At 68.7% G+C, this 17245-nt stretch carries 19 protein-coding genes and 1 pseudogene; 10 read left to right on the forward strand and 10 right to left on the reverse strand.

All coding sequences use genetic code 11. The features are described 5' to 3' along the window. Positions 1 to 40: 40 nt before the first annotated feature. The 3 genes from OG735_RS33340 to OG735_RS33350 form a co-directional block, all read right to left on the reverse strand. Positions 41 to 676, reverse strand: a complete 636-nt coding sequence (locus OG735_RS33340; RefSeq protein ID WP_327326852.1) for a TIGR03086 family metal-binding protein — start codon at positions 674 to 676, stop codon at positions 41 to 43. Between the two features lie 68 nt (positions 677 to 744). Continuing rightward, a complete protein-coding gene (locus OG735_RS33345) occupies positions 745 to 2193 on the reverse strand; it encodes an MFS transporter (protein WP_327326853.1) in 1449 nt (482 codons plus the stop codon). Positions 2194 to 2534: 341 nt separating this feature from the next. Continuing rightward, entirely contained in the window at positions 2535 to 3449 is a 915-nt protein-coding gene (locus tag OG735_RS33350; RefSeq protein ID WP_327326854.1) for a class I SAM-dependent methyltransferase, read from the reverse strand. Positions 3450 to 3526: 77 nt separating this feature from the next. Between OG735_RS33350 and OG735_RS33355 the strand changes: the two genes are divergently transcribed. Then, positions 3527 to 4111 carry a helix-turn-helix domain-containing protein gene (locus OG735_RS33355; protein ID WP_327326855.1) on the forward strand — a complete coding sequence of 195 codons (585 nt, stop codon included), beginning with the start codon at positions 3527 to 3529 and terminating at the stop codon, positions 4109 to 4111. Between the two features lie 93 nt (positions 4112 to 4204). Here the strand turns inward: OG735_RS33355 and OG735_RS33360 are convergent, their stop codons facing one another. Then, on the reverse strand, positions 4205 to 4426 hold the full coding sequence (locus OG735_RS33360; RefSeq protein WP_327326856.1) for a hypothetical protein: 222 nt from the start codon (positions 4424 to 4426) through the stop codon (positions 4205 to 4207). Between OG735_RS33360 and OG735_RS33365 the strand changes: the two genes are divergently transcribed. Genes OG735_RS33365 through OG735_RS33375 form a run of 3 tightly spaced genes read left to right on the forward strand, consistent with a single transcriptional unit; the run spans position 4416 to position 6795 of the window. Further along, on the forward strand, positions 4416 to 4754 hold the full coding sequence (locus tag OG735_RS33365; protein ID WP_327326857.1) for a hypothetical protein: 339 nt from the start codon (positions 4416 to 4418) through the stop codon (positions 4752 to 4754). The genes OG735_RS33360 and OG735_RS33365 overlap by 11 nt on opposite strands. 53 nt (positions 4755 to 4807) lie before the next feature. Further along, entirely contained in the window at positions 4808 to 5494 is a 687-nt protein-coding gene (locus OG735_RS33370; protein ID WP_327326858.1) for a response regulator transcription factor, read from the forward strand. Further along, positions 5491 to 6795, forward strand: a complete 1305-nt coding sequence (locus OG735_RS33375) for a sensor histidine kinase (RefSeq protein WP_327326859.1) — start codon at positions 5491 to 5493, stop codon at positions 6793 to 6795. Before OG735_RS33370 ends, OG735_RS33375 begins: the two co-directional genes overlap by 4 nt. Positions 6796 to 6801: 6 nt before the next feature. On the opposite strand, the gene OG735_RS33380 is transcribed toward OG735_RS33375, so the two are convergent. Together OG735_RS33380 and OG735_RS33385 are read right to left on the reverse strand one after the other, a co-directional pair. Next, on the reverse strand, positions 6802 to 7638 hold the full coding sequence (locus OG735_RS33380) for a CAP domain-containing protein (RefSeq protein WP_327326860.1): 837 nt from the start codon (positions 7636 to 7638) through the stop codon (positions 6802 to 6804). Positions 7639 to 7859: 221 nt separating this feature from the next. Beyond that, a pseudogene (locus tag OG735_RS33385) lies at positions 7860 to 8040 on the reverse strand (3'-5' exonuclease); the annotation flags it as partial. 170 nt (positions 8041 to 8210) lie between these two features. Between OG735_RS33385 and OG735_RS33390 the strand changes: the two are divergent. The 5 genes from OG735_RS33390 to OG735_RS33410 all read left to right on the forward strand — a co-directional run bounded on the left by OG735_RS33390 (position 8211) and on the right by OG735_RS33410 (position 12577). Next, positions 8211 to 8696 carry a hypothetical protein gene (locus OG735_RS33390; protein ID WP_327326862.1) on the forward strand — a complete coding sequence of 162 codons (486 nt, stop codon included), beginning with the start codon at positions 8211 to 8213 and terminating at the stop codon, positions 8694 to 8696. A gap of 15 nt (positions 8697 to 8711) precedes the next feature. Further along, positions 8712 to 10211 carry a hypothetical protein gene (locus OG735_RS33395; RefSeq protein WP_327326863.1) on the forward strand — a complete coding sequence of 500 codons (1500 nt, stop codon included), beginning with the start codon at positions 8712 to 8714 and terminating at the stop codon, positions 10209 to 10211. 10 nt (positions 10212 to 10221) lie between these two features. After that, on the forward strand, positions 10222 to 10845 hold the full coding sequence (locus tag OG735_RS33400; protein WP_327326864.1) for a hypothetical protein: 624 nt from the start codon (positions 10222 to 10224) through the stop codon (positions 10843 to 10845). A 193-nt stretch (positions 10846 to 11038) separates the two neighbouring features. Further along, on the forward strand, positions 11039 to 11323 hold the full coding sequence (locus OG735_RS33405; protein WP_327326865.1) for a hypothetical protein: 285 nt from the start codon (positions 11039 to 11041) through the stop codon (positions 11321 to 11323). Between the two features lie 303 nt (positions 11324 to 11626). Continuing rightward, the gene (locus OG735_RS33410; RefSeq protein WP_327326866.1) at positions 11627 to 12577 is read left to right on the forward strand and encodes a fibronectin type III domain-containing protein; all 951 of its coding nucleotides are present in this window, start codon (positions 11627 to 11629) and stop codon (positions 12575 to 12577) included. Between the two features lie 121 nt (positions 12578 to 12698). On the opposite strand, the gene OG735_RS33415 is transcribed toward OG735_RS33410, so the two are convergent. Beyond that, positions 12699 to 12905, reverse strand: coding sequence for a DUF397 domain-containing protein (locus tag OG735_RS33415; RefSeq protein WP_327326867.1), 207 nt, complete (start codon positions 12903 to 12905; stop codon positions 12699 to 12701). Then, positions 12902 to 13735 (reverse strand): helix-turn-helix domain-containing protein, encoded by an 834-nt coding sequence (locus tag OG735_RS33420; RefSeq protein WP_327326868.1) that lies wholly within the window; start codon positions 13733 to 13735, stop codon positions 12902 to 12904. The genes OG735_RS33415 and OG735_RS33420 overlap by 4 nt, the downstream gene beginning before the upstream one ends. A gap of 186 nt (positions 13736 to 13921) precedes the next feature. On the opposite strand from OG735_RS33420, the gene OG735_RS33425 reads away from it, so the two are divergent. Then, positions 13922 to 14389 (forward strand): ATP-binding protein, encoded by a 468-nt coding sequence (locus OG735_RS33425; protein WP_327326869.1) that lies wholly within the window; start codon positions 13922 to 13924, stop codon positions 14387 to 14389. Between the two features lie 318 nt (positions 14390 to 14707). On the opposite strand, the gene aceB is transcribed toward OG735_RS33425, so the two are convergent. After that, the gene (aceB, locus tag OG735_RS33430) at positions 14708 to 16330 is read right to left on the reverse strand and encodes a malate synthase A (protein ID WP_327326870.1); all 1623 of its coding nucleotides are present in this window, start codon (positions 16328 to 16330) and stop codon (positions 14708 to 14710) included. 217 nt (positions 16331 to 16547) lie between these two features. Further along, positions 16548 to 17153, reverse strand: coding sequence for a nucleotidyltransferase family protein (locus OG735_RS33435; protein WP_327326871.1), 606 nt, complete (start codon positions 17151 to 17153; stop codon positions 16548 to 16550). Positions 17154 to 17245 lie beyond the last annotated feature (92 nt).

The following is a 17245-nucleotide window of genomic DNA, read 5'->3' on the forward strand; positions in this document are numbered from 1 at the left end:
GCGCCTGAGGCGGCGGACGCCTCCTGCGCCCCACGGGCGGTCAGTCCCCCGGCTGCCAGTCGGGGCGGCGGCCGCTGAACCCGACAACCCGGTCGAGCAGCGGCGCGTTCTCGGGCACCTCCACGACGGGGCCGAACAGTCCGCCCCGGCCCGGGGCGTCGCCCGCCGGCTTCAGCACGCCGTACGACACCTCCAGGCTTGCCTCCCCGGGGGCGTACTCCTGCCCGGTCGCACGAGCCAGGTCCCAGCCGTGGATGACGAGTTCGTTCAGGGCGACCCGCCCGGCGATCGCGGCCGGGAAGGTGATGCCACCCGCCTGGGTGTCGCCGTCCCACGCCGTCGGCGCCGTCCAGGATTCCGCCAGTTCCTCCAGTCGCCGGGGAAGGACGGTGCGCCAGTCGTCGTCGAGGACGGGCAGCACGGACCCGGGGTCGGTGTTCGTCGAGGGCCCGAAGTCTTTCCGTGCGGCGTCCCGGAAGGCGGTGGACAGCCCGACGAGGTGGCCCAGCAGCTCCCGTACGGCGTACTGGGGACAAGGGGTCGGGTCATCGAGCCGGGCGTCGTCGACGCCGTCGATCAGCTGAGCCACGGCGCGGGCGGCGGGGTGGAGGTCGGGGGAGGAGGCCTGTGAAGTGGTGTCCATACAGTGCAGACGTTTCGGCCCGTCGAAAGTCATCGCTCCTTCGACCGAGTCATTCGTGGCCGGGTGCGGCCGGCGGCCGCCTTGCTGCTCCGGATCTACCATCATCCGCTCGAAATGTGTCGCGAGAGAGCACGGCTTCCCACCGCAATGGTGAGCGCGACGACGATCAGAATCGCCGCGACAGCGAATGTGATCCGCATACCGGTGGCAACGGCCTCGGGACGCGCCGTTGTGACGTCGGTCGACGCCGACGCGAACGCGAACACGGCGCCCATGACCGATGCGCCGGTGATGAGCCCGAGATTGCGCGACAGGTTGAGCATGCCGGAAGTGACGCCCCGCTGATCCGGGCGGATATCTGTCATGACGGCGGTGTTGTTGGCCGTCTGGAACACCCCATAGCCGACGGTGATGACCACGATGGGGGCGATGTAGCCGAAGATGCCGAGCGTCGCCGATGTCATGGACAGACTGAAGGAACCGGCCGCTATTCCGAGCAGCCCGACGGTGGTCATGCGGTGTACGCCAAAACGGTCGGCGATGCGACCGGCCGGCACCCCGGTCAGCGCAGTGACAAGCGGACCGACCGACAAGACGAGTCCGACAAGAGCCTCATCGAGCCCGAGCGTACGAGAGAGATAGAACGGCCCGACCACCAGCGTAGCCATCATCACCGTCGAGACGAGGGCGCTCATGGCGAGGCTCGCGCTCAGCGCTGGATCGCGGAACATCGCCAATCGGATCAAGGGTGATGACGCTCGCGCCTCGGCGCGCACAAAGAGGCCGACTCCGAAGGCAGCGGCCAACAGCAGAGCCATATTGAGCGAACCGAAACTGCCGCGCCCCATTGTCATGGCGAGTGCATAAGCCGCGAGCGTCAGAGCAAGCAGCAGTGTGCCCACATTGTCGAAGCCGGCCCGATCGGTCCTGGGCTCCCGCTGGTCAACGGGCAGGTAGCGGTGCGCGAGAAGAAGAGCCAGGATACCCAGCGGTGCGTTGACCAGGAAGATTGCCCGCCAACTGAGTCCGGAGATCAGAGCGCCGCCCAGCGATGGACCGAGAGCGGTGCCAATCGCGGACATCGTTCCGAGCAGCCCCATGGCGCTGCCGGTCTTTGCCTTCGGAACCGTCTCACCAACAAAGGCCATGGTGAGGGCCACCATGATGGCCGCTCCGAGGCCCTGCGCCGCCCGGGCTGCAATCAGCAGCCAGAGCGTGGGCGCGACGCCGCACAGGACCGAGGCCACCGTGAACAGCAAGATTCCGGCCAGTAGCAGCCGTCGGCGGCCGATGATGTCACCGAGCCGTCCGACGCTGACGATCAGCGTGGTGATGGCGAGGAGATAGGCGAGGACGATCCACTGGACTTCCTGGAAGGAGGCGGTGAACGCCTGTGCCAACGTCGGCAGGCCGACATTGGCGATGCTGGTGCCGAGCGAGGACAGCAACATGGACAGCGAAAGGCCGGCGAGGGCCCACCGAACCGAAGGCGTCCGCTCCGCACTTCTGGCTGCAGCCTCATCCTGTCCTGCACTGATTGGCTTCAACATGGACTCCGCTCTTTGGTGACTCCCGAAGCCCGGTCGTCAGGTGACGGCGGGCAGGGCAGCCGGACGTTGCCGGCAGGTGGTGGAAGCTGTGGCCCAAGGCTGAGATGTGGCCCAAGGCTGAGATGTGGCCCAAGGCTGAGGGGATGGCCGGAGGCTGAGGGGATGGCCGGAGGAGTCCGACCGGTTTCCCGGGACGCGGGTGTGCCGGGCAACGGTCATGACCCAATCCGAGGGCCCGCCGGACGCCATCGCCTTCCCCACCGGGTTCATTGCGCCCGACCCTCTGCGTGCGCAGGCCCGTTCCGGCCCGGATGCCGCCGCCCCCCCCGTGTCCGGCACGGTCACCGAGCCGAGCGCACGCCCGTGTAGACCGTGGTGGCGGAGAGAAGGAAGGCGTCGGGCCGCCGCAGGATGCCCTCCGGTGCCCGGGGATCGACCAGCACGTCGAGTGTCTTGCGGTCCTCCACGTCCAGGGACTCGCTCATCGTCTCCTGCAGCCGGGTCAGCTGGGTGTGCAGAAAGGCGCGGGCCGTCTCGCCCAGAGGCGCCGGCAGGTCGAGGAGGGAAGTGAAGCTGCCGACGCGGGTGAGCCCGGCGCGGCTGAGCATCGCGGGCCAGTCCTCGACCACGGTGGTGCTGCCGGGCAGCTCGGCGCGCATGATCTCGAACCAGTGCTCCAGGGCGGCGTCGAGCCGGGCCTGGAGGCCCGGCCTGCCGATGCCGATGTCGCGTGGGAGGAAGCGCATCGGCAGGCCGCCCTCTGCTACGGCGAGCAGGCCGCCCGGCCTCAGCACACCGACGAGCGCGTTCAACGCCCCCTGCTGATCGCCGAGATGGTGCACCGCCTTGCTGCTCCAGACCAGATCCGCCGTGCCGAGGCCGGCTTCCCCGCGCTCGTCACCGCCTTCCAGGCCCTCGGGCAGCTCCGCGTGCCGGACGGCCACCCTGCCGCCGAGACCGAGCCGCTCGGCGCGAGCCAGGGCGCGTTCCAGCAGCCCGGGCGTGCCGTCCACGGCGACCGCCTCGGCGTCCGCGAAGGCCTCGGCGAACACACAGGTCATCACGCCCGGCCCGCTGCCGATGTCGAGGATGCGCCGGACGTCCTTCTCCGGGGCGAGCAGTTCCCTCAGGCGGACCGCCGTCCGCCGGAGGACCGGGAGCTGCAGTTCGCCGCTGTTCTCCAGCTGGGTGGCCATGACCTCCCAGTCGATGTCGGTGTGGTGGTGTCCGTGTCCGGAATCGTTGTGTGGGCTCATGCCGAGGAGCGTGCAGCCGCCGGGTGGCGACGGCAACTCCTGTTGCCGATTCCGGGACAGCGGGGTGGAATGCCCGCATGGACAAACCACCGCCCTACCAAGCGGTCCTCGACGAAGTCGCCCCCCGGCTCAGACGGCTGCGCGCCAAGCGCGGCCTCACCCTGGCCGCGCTCTCCGAGGTGACCGGCATCTCCAAGAGCACCCTTTCCCGGCTGGAGTCGGGACAGCGCCGCCCGAGCCTGGAACTGCTGCTGCCGCTCGCCGGTGCGTACGACGTGCCCCTGGACGACCTGGTCGGCGCCCCCGAAGTGGGGGATCCCCGGGTACGGCTGACACCTCACCCCCTGCCGAGCGGCGGGACGTTCGTCCCCCTGACCCGGAGCCCGGGCCCCCTCCAGGCGTACAAGATGATCATCTCCGACCGGGGTGCCGAGCCGGATCTCCGTACGCACGAGGGCTACGAGTGGCTGTACGTGCTGGACGGCCGGCTACGGATCGTCCTCGCTGAGCACGATCTGGTCCTCGGCCCCGGCGAGGCCGCCGAGTTCGACACCCGGCTGCCCCACTGGTTCAGCAGCGCGGACGGGCGGCCCGTCGAGATCCTCAGCCTCTTCGGGAGACAGGGGGAGCGCATGCACGTCCGCGCGAAGCCCCGCGTATGACGGTGCGTGGGTTCACCGGGCCGGCGGTGGCACGGTCCGGACCGGTTGAATGTGGGCAGGCGTCCGAGGTTCGGGGAGGCGCCGGTCAGAGCACTAGAAAGATGTTTCCCGCACACTCGCCCGGTCCACGGGCTCTGTTGTCGCCGTGATCTCCGAGCGGTGCCGGTCGCCCGCGAAGGTCACCGTCAGGGTGTCGGGCGAGCTCTGTGTGGTGCTCGCCGTGAAGCCCTGGTTGGGCACCGCCGAGATGAGGCACACCCCGCCACTTCCGTAGCGCACGGTGACCGTCCCGCCCTGGGACGAAATGGTGTGCACACCCGAGCCCCCTTCCTCGCATCCCTGCACCTGGTTCGCCCCGGACGGTTCGTCCGGTGGGCGAAGGGTCTTCCGCGCCACGGGAGTCGGCGATGCTTTACGAGGCTTCTCGGTCTTCCTGGACGGCGCCGGAGCGGGCGCAGAGCTGCTCCGTGCGGGCGTGGGGCTCGGGGAGACGCTGGGGCGCGGTGTCGCCGAGGCGGCGAAGTCCGTTGGCGCGGACTGCGCGACCGGCGCGGTCGGTCTGGTCGATCCCACCACGAAGTGGACCGTGATGATGACGGCCGTGACACTGGCCGCCGTGCACGACAGCCAGATGAGCAGGTAGCGCAGATACCGGGACACGACACCATAGTGGCGGACCCGCTAACGTGCCTGCTCATGGCCTCCGTACTTGTCGTCGAGGACGACCCTGTGATCCGGGCCGCGCTGATCGAGGTGCTCACCGCGCACGGCTACGCGGTGAAGACCGCGCACCAGGGTTTCGAGGCGCTGCGCGAGATCACCCAGTCCCCGCCGGACATCGTGGTGCTCGACCTGGGGCTGCCCGATCTGGACGGCCTCGACGTGCTCCGTATGATCCGGGGTATCTCACGGCTGCCTGTACTGGTCGCCACGGCCCGGGACGACGACACGGAGATCATCAAGCTGCTCAACGCCGGAGCCGACGACTACATGGTCAAGCCCTTTTCGGGCGGCCAGCTCGCCGCCCGGCTCGCCGCGGTACTGCGGCGGTCCGTCCCGGCCGCGGACGACCGGGGCCGACAGCCGGTGCAGGTCGCGGAGCTCAGGATCGACCCGCTGGCCCGCACCGCGCATCTCGCCGACCGTGAGCTGTCGCTGACCCGGCGGGAGTTCGACCTGCTCGCCTACCTCGCGGCAAACGCCGACCAGGTGATATCCCGCAAACGCATACTCGCCGAGGTGTGGCAGCAGCCGTATCTGGAGGACCAGACGGTTGATGTCCACCTCTCCGCGCTGCGCAGGAAATTGGGTGAAAGACCTTCGGACCCCCGCTATCTGCACACCGTGCGCGGTATCGGGATCAAACTGGTCACCTCCTCATGAGACGTGCCCTCGCGGGGATCGCCCTGTCCGCGACGCTGATGGTCGCGCTGTCCTTCCTCATCCCGCTCGCCCTGCTCGTGCGCGAACAGGCGCGGGACCGGGTGACCACCGCCGCCGAACAGCGTGCCGCCGCTCTCTCGCCGGTCCTCGCCCTGACCACCCGGCCCGCCGATGTCCAGCAGGCGGTCTCGGGGCTGGGCTCGGACGACCGGCTCGCCGTACGGCTTCCCGACGGAGGACTCGTCGGCACGCTGCACGCACCGCCGGAGGCTCTGCAGCGTGCGGTCGCCCACCGGGAGACGTTGGCTCTGGACACCGCTCAGGGGTGGGTCTATCTCCAGCCGGTCGTCCTCGCCAAGGACCGCGTCGCGGTCGTCGAGGCCTATGTGCCGGGTGCGGATCTGACCCGGGGCGTGTGGGCCTCGTGGGGCGTCATGTCGCTGCTCGCGCTGGGCCTGGTGGGTGGCTCCGTATTGGTCGCCGACCGGCTGGGCGCCCGCGTGGTCCGCTCCTCCCGGAGCCTGTCGAGCGCCTCGCTGGCACTGGGGTCGGGGGACCTGGACGTACGGGTGGAACCCGACGGGCCACCGGAACTGAAGGAGGCCGGCGTTGCGTTCAACACCATGGCCGACCGAGTGGTGGAACTCCTCGCCATCGAACGGGAGATGGTCGCAGACCTCTCGCACCGGCTCAGGACGCCACTGACCGCCCTGTATCTGGAAGCGGACCTGATGGGCAGCTCACCCGGCGCCCGGCGGGTCACGGAAGCGGTCGCGCAGCTGGAGAGTGAACTCGACTCGATCATCACCGCGGCCCGCACTCCACTGGCCGCCGGACCGGCCACCGGGGCAGTACCGGCGAGGCCGTGCGACGTGACCGAAGTGGTCGCGATCCGGCTCGACTTCTGGTCGGTGCTCGCCACCCAGCAGGACCGGCCCTGCGAACGCTCCTTCACGCCGCGGCCGACCCCTGTCCGGTTCCCGGAGGACGATCTCGCAGCCGTCGTCGACGCCCTGATCGGCAACGTCTTTCGGCACACCCCGCAGGGCACCGCCTTCGCCGTACGAGTGGAGCGCACCGACCGGCATGTGCTTCTGACGGTGGACGACGCGGGTCCCGGCGTCGCCGATCCGGACGCCGCGCTCACCCGCGGAGTCAGCGTCGGCGGCTCCACCGGCCTCGGCCTGGACATCGTGGCCCGTGCCGCCCGCGCCGCCGACGGAGAGATGCAGATCACCCGCGCTCCCATGGGCGGGGCGCGGGTGCAGGTGGCGTTCGGCCTGGCGGGCGCCGACCGCTGACGGAACCTAGCGGCCCGCCCCGAAGTCCTGCGTCCACCACGGACCGCCGTCGCCGAAGTGCACGCCGATGCCTATCTCCTTGAAGGAGCAGTTCAGTATGTTGGCGCGGTGGCCGGGGCTGTGCATCCACGCGTCCATGACCGCTGCCGCGTCGGACTGGCCCCGAGCTATGTTCTCGCCCAGCGTGGACCAGACATATCCGGCGGCGTCCACCCGGCCGGACATGGTGGAACCGTCGGGGCCGGTGTGGGACATCACGCCACTGCCGGCCATGACATCGCTGTAGTCGTCCGCGGCCTCGACCAGCTTTGCGTTCGACGTCAACGGCGAGCAACCGGCCGACGCACGCTCCTTGTTGACGAGCGTGAGGACCTGGGCCTCGGCGCCGTTCGAGGATCCGCCTGAGCCGCCGGACGCGGAGCCCGAGCCGCTGCGAGGGGTGACGGCCGTCCGCCCCCCGCTGCCCGAACTGCCCGTGCCGCTCCCGCTCTTCGCCTCCACCTTCGGCGAAGCGGCCGGTTTCGACGGCTGCTTGGGCTTGGCCGAGGCCTTCACGCTCGGGGTGGGAGAGGCGGCCACGCTGGGGCTCGCGGAGGGCAGCGCGAGGGGATCAGTGCTGTCCGCGCCGGCATCAGCGCCTCCGGGTACATCCCCGGCAGCGTTGGTCGTGACCCGATCCGCCGTGCCGCCGCTCGCATCTGAACCGCCGGTGGCAAGAGTGACGGCGACACCGGCCGTCACGGTGAGTGCACCCACTGCCAGGACGACATTGCGCGCTCGGAATCCGCCCTTGGGGCGGGCGTGGGAGCGGGGCTGGGGTCGAGCGGCTCGGCGGGAACTCATGCGTACGGCACCTCGGGAGGAGTCGAATGAAGCAGGTAAACCCCGGCAGGCGCAACCGCGCCCGCCGGGATTGTGGGGGGTTGACGAGAGCGTAGGCCCGATTCGGCGCGAGAAAGCCTCCTGCCAGGTCTTCTTCAAGAAGCCCTAAGAAAGCCCTAAGACTCCGTTCGGCTACGCACGGATACTCCGCGGCAGCATGACGGCTCACATGCCCCGCGTGCTCAGGCCGAGAGGAGTGGCCGCAGGAACTGGCTCGGACTGCCGTGCCAGAAGATGTCGAGGCTGTCACGGGCACGCGTGGCGGCGACGAAGAGCAGAGAGCGGGCCCGCTGCAACTCCTTGCGGTGGCACAGCGGGTCGACCGACCACAGGCGCAAGGATCGCCTCGCGTGGAACAAGCCCCGGACGCCTGCAGGCACGTCGGATCCTCGTCATGTGCACGCCGATTTCGCCACGCGCAGGTGCGATCTCAGTTGTTTGCTGACGCGATCCCGTTGGCCGGCGACTGCAGCGAAGCCCCCACAACATCATTGGTAATGTTGGCCGATGATGCAGATCGGGGCGGGGGCACGATGACGTTCAACGATGAATGGGCACAGCTGAAGTCCGAGGCTCAGGACAGGCAACCTGCGCAGATGCGACTCAATGCGGCGGCGCCCGAGCCCGGCGGGCCCGGTTCGGGGACGAAGGCTGATCTGGTGGTGCACCAGGACGATCTGGGCAAGGTCGGCAATGAGGCGTTCCGGGTCCACGGTGAGCTGCAGAAGAAGGCTGACATCGCGGGCGCGGGCGTGAGCAAGGGCGGGGCAGGGTCGACCGCGCAGGCCGCGGAGGAACTGAAGGGCCGGAACTTCGGTGCCGGTGACGAGCTGTACACCACGCTCGAGGTCTGGAGTACGCAGGTCAAGACCGTACTGCAGATGTGTGCACACATCTCGCACCACTTGGACTACTCGAAGAAGGCGCACGCCAACGACGAGGCGGAGATCGTTGCCTCGCTGAAGCGGCGGGACGGTTCGGCGGTGTCGGTGTCCGAGATATCGAAGTACGTCAAGTAAGAGGGGGCGGGGGCAGTGGGGGCATTCACGTACACGGATCTCATCGAGGTGAACCTCGGGAAGCTGGATGCGGCGGCCGGCGACTGGAAGACCATGGCCGGCGGACTGGAAAAGCTGAGGTCCGACGTCTACAGCGGTCTGGTACAGCTGTCCGACGGTGCGCAGTGGGCCGGTGTGAACGCCGGGGTCACCAAGGACTTCGTCCGTATGACGGCGAAAGAGGTCTGGGACCTGTACCGGGAGGCCAAGAGCATCGCGAGCGTGCTGGAGGACGCGCACAGCGAACTGACGCACATCCAGAAGCGGGCCAAGGACCTGACCGCGGAAGCCCGGAAGGGAGATCCGGACAGACCGGATGAACCGGATCCCGGCCTGTTGGTGATGGAAGGCCCCAACGGCACGGTGAAGGTGATGGAAGCGATCTGCGATGTCAAGGGGACCTCACAGCGCACCAAGGACCTGATGCAGTGGTATGCCGACACCCTCACCGGGCTGGTCACCCACGCGGCGGAGATCGACGCGGCGGTGACCCGGGCACTGAAGAGAAGCCACGGCGGCGATCCGAACAACGCGGGCCATGCGACGTACACCTCTCTCGACGAGGACCAACTGCCACGCGCCACGAAGCTGGCCTCGCTAGGCGACGACGCGAACGGGGCACAGCGGGCTGAACTGCGGCGGCTGTGGCAGTCGTTGAGTCCGCAGGCCCGTGCTGAGCTCTGGACGGGCCACAAGGACGATCTCCTGGCGGCGGGTCTGCTGACACCGACGGTCAAGCAGGCCGCCCCCGACCGGGGGTCAGGGCCGCACGGGGTCGAGGAGCCCGGGGCGGAAGAGCGCAGGACGCGGGAGAAGATGAACCTGATCGCAGAGTTGGCCGACTGGAAGGGCGACAACGACGCCTCGCGTCACATGGCGCACTACTTGGGAAACAGCGGAGAGCATATGGATTTGCCCGTCGACAAGATGATGACCGACGACGCCGGGTTCAAAAGCCATATCGAGACCGACATCAGGGAGCGCCAGAACGAGTGGCGCGAGCAAGCGCTGGCGGAGTTCAAGAGGAACGGGGGACAGCCGGTCTCGATGCCTGTGGAGACGGAAAACCGCGACTACAGCTTCCAGAAGGAGCAAGACAAGAACTGGTTCTATGCGGTCGGATCCACCCGGTCGAATGTCACCGGAGTGGTCACCGTGGTGCCGGATGCGAACGGCGAGCCCAAGGTCGGCCTCGACTACCAGGCCAACGCCTGGGACCGCTACAACTGGGACAAGGACAAGGGGGTGACCATCGAGATTCCAGGGGCGTCGTCGATGAGTATTCCGGACGGGCAGATGGCCCGCCTGCACACCACGGGCATTGCCCAGGAGTTCGACATGTCAGGCAGCAGTTCGGTCAAGCATTACGACCTGGGCACCTCCGCTCCGAACGGCGACCCACTCCCGAAGCCCGACGCGCCGGGGCGTGAGGGCGGGCGAACGGATCCCGGGCGTGAACAGCAGGAAGGCCGGTAGAGGTCTACACATGAACAGCCCCAGCAGTGAATCCTCCCGCGAGCGGACTGCAGGTCGTCGCCTGCGGGTCCTGGGTGTCGTGGTGCTGGCGGTAATCGCCTGCGTTGCCGTGGCGGTCGGCGTGTTCGCGTATGTTGCCGACGAAGTGTCGTCGGACCAGACCGACGAGGAGATGAACTGCTGCTGGGAAAGCGGCGCCACTCCTGCCTGGATGAGCGAGGAGATCGGCATCCGCATCCCGAAGACGGCTTCGGACCGGCGGGCCGGATACAAGACCGGCAGCCGCTATGACACGGGGTTGCTCTCCTTCACCCTTCCCAGTCAGGAGGCGGACGCGTACACGTCCCGGCTGATTCGGAAGGGTACGGAGATGACCCGGAACTTCCATCCCCAGAAGAAGGACTACCGTCCGGCGGCCGCCTTCGCCCACCTCAAGCTGCCGGAGCCGGAGATCTTCGTCGAAGGGCTGCGGCAGGTCAGCCTCTGCCCGGATGACCTCAACACCCCTGAGGGCCAGTACCTCCGCCGTTGCGTCGACCTCTTTGCGCACGAATTCAAGCCGGGCACTACCCGTATCTATGTCAGGTCGACCATCGAGCCCGGCGTGACGCCACCCCCGGCGACCACCAAGTAATTCCGAGGCCGGCAGGGCGCCCTGCCGGCCTGCCGGCAACGGCTCGTAGTCAGCGTGCCTCAGGCTCCCTTCCGCCAGGGCGACGCCTACGCCAAGGGGGCCGGGAGCGTTGCGGACTGACGCCGCAGACCTGGTCGGACTCTGCCCACTGCCTGAGCCAGAGCACGGACCGGCTCTTCCCCTGGCCGCCCGCGTGGCCAGGTCGTACCTGGACGTCGCCTTCTTCCACCCCTTCACGGACGGCAGCGCCCGCTCGGCACTCCCCACCTTTGCCTACGTCCTGGAGGCGGAGGGCGTACGGCTGGACCAGGTGGGGCTCCTTCAGACCCGCCACCCGGACGACCCGGCCGGCGCCGCCGACCTCGCGGACCTGATCGCCGTCCTGATCGCCGTCCTGATCGCCGTCCTGATCCGCGCCGCCCGTCGTCGGAGGGCCGCAGGCGGTCATGGCCGAGGTTCCTACCGGGCCTTGAACTGACCCTGGCGATGGAAGTCGACCGCGGCGAGGAGCCTCTCTTCGCCCGGAGTGCGCCGCAGGATCGCGACCATGCGCTCCCGGTGCGTCCACCATCGCCCAGACTGTCCTGCCCGGGGCGGGGGTACGTGGCGTGACGCCCCACTGGGTGGCCAGGGCGTCCACGATGAACAGTCCCCGACCCGACTCCTCCTCGGAGAAGGAAGCGATCTCCGGCACCGTCGATTCCTGAGCGAGGTCTTGAGGCTGGGCCGCGCCTGTGTCATATAGGTCTGGACCATTCCCGTCCCTCGCGGAGGTCCGACCGTGCAACGTCCCCCCACATTCACGGCGTTGGCCTGCGCCGCCGCCCTCCTTCTCGCCGCCTGTGGAGGCGAGGACAAGGACACCGAAAGCCCCACCACACCCGTCGGGGTGACCGCCCAGGCGGGCAGTGCGACCTCCGTGCACGTCATGTGGGAACGCGCCTCCGACAACAAGGAAGTCACTGGCTACGAGGTCTTCCAGAAGGGCGCCAAGGTCAAGTCCCTGCCAGCCACCAAGAGCATGGTCGACATCGAGCGGCTGAGTCCCGAGACCGCGTACAGCTTCACCGTCCGCGCCCGCGACGCCGCCGGGAATCTCTCGAAGCCCAGCGCTGCCGTGCCCGTCACCACCCCGGCCCCCACGCCGGAGGACCACCAGGCGCCCTCGCGGCCCGTGAAGCTGCGCGGCCGGGCCGAGGGGAGCCGCGAGGCCGTCCTGTCCTGGGCGCGTGCCGCGGACGATGTCGGCGTCACCTCGTACGACATCTACCAGGAGGATTCGCGCATCCACAGCGTGAGCGGCACCGAGACCACCGCCCGCGTCACCGGCCTGCGGCCCGGCACCGTCTACACCTTCACCGTTCGGGCACGTGACGCCGCCGAGAAATCCTCACCGGACAGTAACGCCGTGGACCTCACCACCGCCTCGGCCCCCGGGAAGGGACCCAGTACCGCGCCCACCGATCTCAAGGCGACCGCCCGCAAGGGAAACGTCGATCTGAGCTGGACGCCGCCGCAGACGGGCGGACCGGTCAAGGAGCATCAGCTGTTCCTGAACGGGAAGTTGGCCACCACCATCGTCTGGGGTGCCGCGCCACCGACCGGGGCTGCGACGTACACCTTCATGGTCACGGACAATCCCGGCACTCGTTACCGCGTCAAGCTCCGGGCCAAGCTGCCCGACGGGAAGTGGGGTGACTTCTCGGCGCAGCGCACGGTGGTGGTCCTCTAGGGCGCTGACACCAATTGCCTGCCCTTCGACTGGGTCGACTGAGCCTTACGTACAGGCGCGTACAAAAGAGGCTCCCCGCCGCCGGATCGACTCCGTGGCGGGAGCCTTGGGTCGTGCGCGCTCAGCCTTGCGCGGCGAACTCCACGAAGGCCGCCCAGCCCTCGGAAGCAACGCGCAGGGTTGGCCCTGCCATGTCCTTCGAGTCACGGACGTGGATGGTGCCGGGGCAGGCCGCGACCTCAACGCATTCGCCGCCCGATCCCGTGCTGTAACTGCTCTTGAACCAGGCTGATTCGGGCACAGCCTGTGCGGGCTCTTCGACGTTCATGCCTCTCCCAGCAACTTCTCGACGAGGTCCAGCGATTCACGTGGAGTGAGCGCCTGCGCCCGGAGGATCCCGTACTGCTCCTCGATCTCCCGGACCGACGTCCGATCCGTGTAGAGGCGGCTGTCCTTGTACGCCTCCACGTACGCGATCCTCTGTCCTTCCCTTGTCTCGATCAAGGTGAAGGGTCCTTCGAGTCCAGCATGCTCCTCGCGCTCGATCGGCATCACCTGGATTTCAACGTTACGGCGATGCCCGTGCAGCAGGATCTGCTCCAGCTGCCCCCTCATCACAGCACGTCCTCCCAGGGGGCGGCGCAGCACGAACTCCTCGATGACGAAGCTGATTGTGGGCATCGGCATGCGGGAGAAGATCTCCTGACGGGCCAGTCGCGCTGTGACCCGTTGACCGACGGTGTCCTCGTTCAGCAGTGGCCGCCACATCGTGAACACCGCCCGTGCGTACTCCTCCGTCTGTAGGAGTCCGGGTACGGCTTTCGTCGCGTACACGTGCAGTGCTACCGCCTGCGCCTCCAACCGCGCCGCATCCCGGAAGAACGCCGGATACTGCGCCCGCGCCACCTCCTCCTTGCTCGCCCGCAGTAACCCACCGGCATCCAGGGCCTCGTCCGCCTTATCGATGAACTTCGGCGGCGGAATCCGGCGCCCCTGCTCGAACGAGGCGATCGTCGAAGCCGAGTACCCCGTCATCGACCCGAGCTCCGGCCGCTCCAGCCCGGCCCGTACCCGGCACAGTTTCAACTGCTGCCCGAAGACGTGCAGGATGCCCGATCCCGACTCGTACTCGTGCTCCGGCTGCTGCTGATCGTCCATGACCCGCGCACCTCCCGTGCCGTCCCGCCCGCACACCTACTCACCGCACCTGCGCGGCCAACGCACCATCCCCGAGAGGGTCACGCTCCCAGTCGCGTACATCGACGCCCCATGACGCGTACAGCCCGCGCCCGTCCGCGCGTCCCTCCTGGTCAACGCTACGCACGCTCCGCCAGCGTTTTCCTCATGAACCGAGCAATTACCCCTCACGAGGCGTGCCAGCAACACCCCGCCCCCACCCGCGAGTTCTCGATGCAGTTCACCTCCACCCCGCGCGGCGCCCGTCTCGCCCGCCGGCTCGTATCGCACCGGCTCCACGACTGGGGCTACCCGTATGACTCCACCCCCAACGAGACGTTCACTCTCATCGCCGCCGAGCTCACGGCGAACGCTGTACGCCACGGACACGTCCCCGGCCGGGACTTCCACCTCCGCCTCACCGCAACCGCCACCTCCCTCCGCATCGAGGTCGGCGACACCCGTACCGAGCGACGCCCCGCGCCCGGTGAACTCACCGCCCCACCCATGGACGCTGAATCGGGCCGGGGCCTCTACCTCGTCTCCCAACTCGCTCACCGCTGGGGCGTCGCACCCCGCGCGGGTGCCCCCGGAAAACACGTGTGGGCGGAGCTGCGACTGCCGCTCATTCGCTGAGGCGACGCGGCTGTTCGGCGATCACCAGAGGGCGCGGCGTGACGCGGAGGAGGCCGAACGTCTTTCGGAGCAGACGGGTACGGCCGAGGGCGCTGAGCGATGTCTCGTCCGTTTCTGGCCCAAGGCGTGACAGCAGTCGCCGTGGAGGGGCGGCCGCAGCATCCTGCGGCGGCCCCACGGCTCACGGGGTGATCTTCACCAGGAACCCGTCCTGGAGCCCGTCGATGAAGCGGTTCTTCGCGTAGAACCCGAGCAGCAGGCTGCGCGACGCCCCCGGCGCTGTGCGGTACCGGGGGCGTCGTGGTGAAGTGGCGTGAATCAGCCGACCAGTTGCTCGTACGCCGACAGCGTCAGGAAGTCCTCGTAGTTCTCGTCCAGCGCCACCTTCAGCAGCAGGTCGTGCGCCTGCTGCCAGTTGCCCGACGTGAAGGCCTCCTCACCGATCTCCTCGCGGATCGCGGCCAGTTCCTCCGCCGCGACCTTGCGAGCCAGGTCCGCGGTGGCGAGTTCGCCGTTCTCGAAGACGACGCCCGCGTTGATCCACTGCCAGATCTGGGACCGGGAGATCTCCGCGGTGGCCGCGTCCTCCATCAGGTTGAAGATCGCGACCGCGCCGAGGCCGCGCAGCCATGCCTCGATATAGCGGATGCCGACCTGGACGGCGTTGCGCAGACCGTCGTACGTCGGGCTGGCGTGCAGCGAGTCGATGGCGATCAGGTCGCCCGCCGCAACCGAGACGTCCTCGCGGAGGCGGCTCTTCTGGTTGGGGTTCGACCCCAGCACGGCGTCGAACGAAGCCATCGCGATCGGTACCAGGTCCGGGTGCGCGACCCAGGAGCCGTCGAAGCCGTCGCCCGCCTCGCGGTCCTTGTCCGCCTTGACCTTCTCGAAGGCGACCTTGTTGACCTCGGCGTCGCGGCGGGACGGGATGAAGGCCGCCATGCCACCGATCGCGTGGGCGCCGCGCTTGTGGCAGGTGCGGACCAACAGCTCGGTGTACGCGCGCATGAACGGCGCGGTCATGGTCACCGCGTTGCGGTCCGGGAGCACGAACTTCTCGCCGCCGTCACGGAAGTTCTTGACGATCGAGAAGAGGTAGTCCCAGCGGCCCGCGTTCAGGCCGGCCGCGTGGTCGCGGAGCTCGTAGAGGATCTCCTCCATCTCGTACGCCGCGGTGATCGTCTCGATCAGGACGGTCGCACGGACGGTGCCCTGCGGGATGCCGACGTACTCCTGCGAGAAGACGAAGATGTCGTTCCAGAGGCGGGCTTCAAGGTGCGACTCCGTCTTCGGGAGGTAGAAGTACGGGCCCTTGCCGAGCTCGATCAGGCGCTTGGCGTTGTGGAAGAAGTAGAGGCCGAAGTCGACCAGCGCACCGGGGACCGGGCTTCCGTCGAGCTGTAGATGGCGCTCCTCCAGGTGCCAGCCGCGCGGGCGCATGACGACCGTTGCGAGCTCGTCGGCGGCCTTCAGCGCGTACGACTTGCCGGAGTGGGGGTCGGTGAAGTCGATCCGGCGCTCGTAGGCGTCGATCAGATTGAGCTGGCCAAGGACAACGTTCTCCCAGGTGGGAGCCGAGGCGTCCTCGAAGTCCGCGAGCCAGACCTTCGCGCCCGAGTTCAGGGCGTTGATGGTCATCTTGCGGTCGGTCGGTCCGGTGATCTCGACACGGCGGTCGTTGAGCGCCGCCGGGGCCGGGGCGACTTTCCAGGAGTCGTCCGCGCGGAGCGCGGCGGTCTCCGGGAGGAAGTCCAGCGTGGAGGTGCGGGCGATCTCGGCACGGCGCTCGCCGCGGCGGGCGAGCAGCTCGTCACGCCGTGGTGTGAACCGCCGGTGCAGCTCGGCCACAAAGGCGAGGGCCGCGTCGGTCAGGACCTCTTCCTGCCGGGGCAGGGGCTCGGCTTCGACGATGGCCAGCGGGGACGGCGCTGGTGCGGACATGAGCTGTCACTTCCTTCAGCGGGCGGTGCCTGGCGGCCGCCGGACGTACAGATACGGCACTCGGTGCCGCAAGAGCCGAGGTACGGTCGCGGGCGCCGTCTGGAGAGTCGGGCGCTTCTGACCAGTGGATAGTAGTTTCCTCATGGTGGAAGTTCAATGGTTTGTTGATATCGAGATTCTCCGGCTCGACAGATCGTGGCGCTGAGTGCCACGCCGTTCACTCAAGGTGCGCCAGATCCTCGGCCGTGTCGATGTCGTACGCCTCGGCGATGTCGCCGCACTCGATCAGCGCGAGCGAGGCCTCGTGCGCCTTCAGATACGCGCGTGCGCCGCGGTCGCCGACCGCGCTCGCCGTGATATCCCTCCAGCGGTGCGCGCCGAACAGGACCGGATGCCCGCGCTCGCCCTCGTACGCGGCCGCCGCGAGCGAATCCCGGGATCGGTACGCGGCGCGGATGCGGGCCACCGCCGCCGCGCCGATCCCCGGCTGGTCCACGAGAGAGACGAGCGCCGCGTCCGCCTCCGTGGTGCCGAGCGACTCCAGACCCGCTCGCAGCGAGGAGCCCATGCCCTCCTCCCACTCCGGGTTGTCCACCAGTACGCAGCCGGAGAGGTCGGCCACGTTCCGTACGCGATCGGCTGCCGCGCCCAGCACCACATGCACGGGTCCGCAGCCGCCCTCGCGCAGCACGCGCACCGCGTGCTCGACCAGCGGCCGGCCCCGGTGCTCGAGCAGCGCCTTCGGGCGTCCGCCCAGCCGGCGCCCGCCGCCCGCCGCGAGCAGCAGTCCGGCGACGATCGGTTCCTTCGGTGGTTGTGCCATAAGGACTCCTTACCTCATATGCGGTCGAAGTGCCGAGCCGGTGGCGGTCCGTCGGCAACGGCTTGCAACCGGCCGGGTCACGGGGCTCGTCC

Origin of the sequence: Streptomyces sp. NBC_01210 (assembly GCF_036010325.1) — a bacterium.
Classification (GTDB): Bacteria; Actinomycetota; Actinomycetes; order Streptomycetales; family Streptomycetaceae; genus Streptomyces.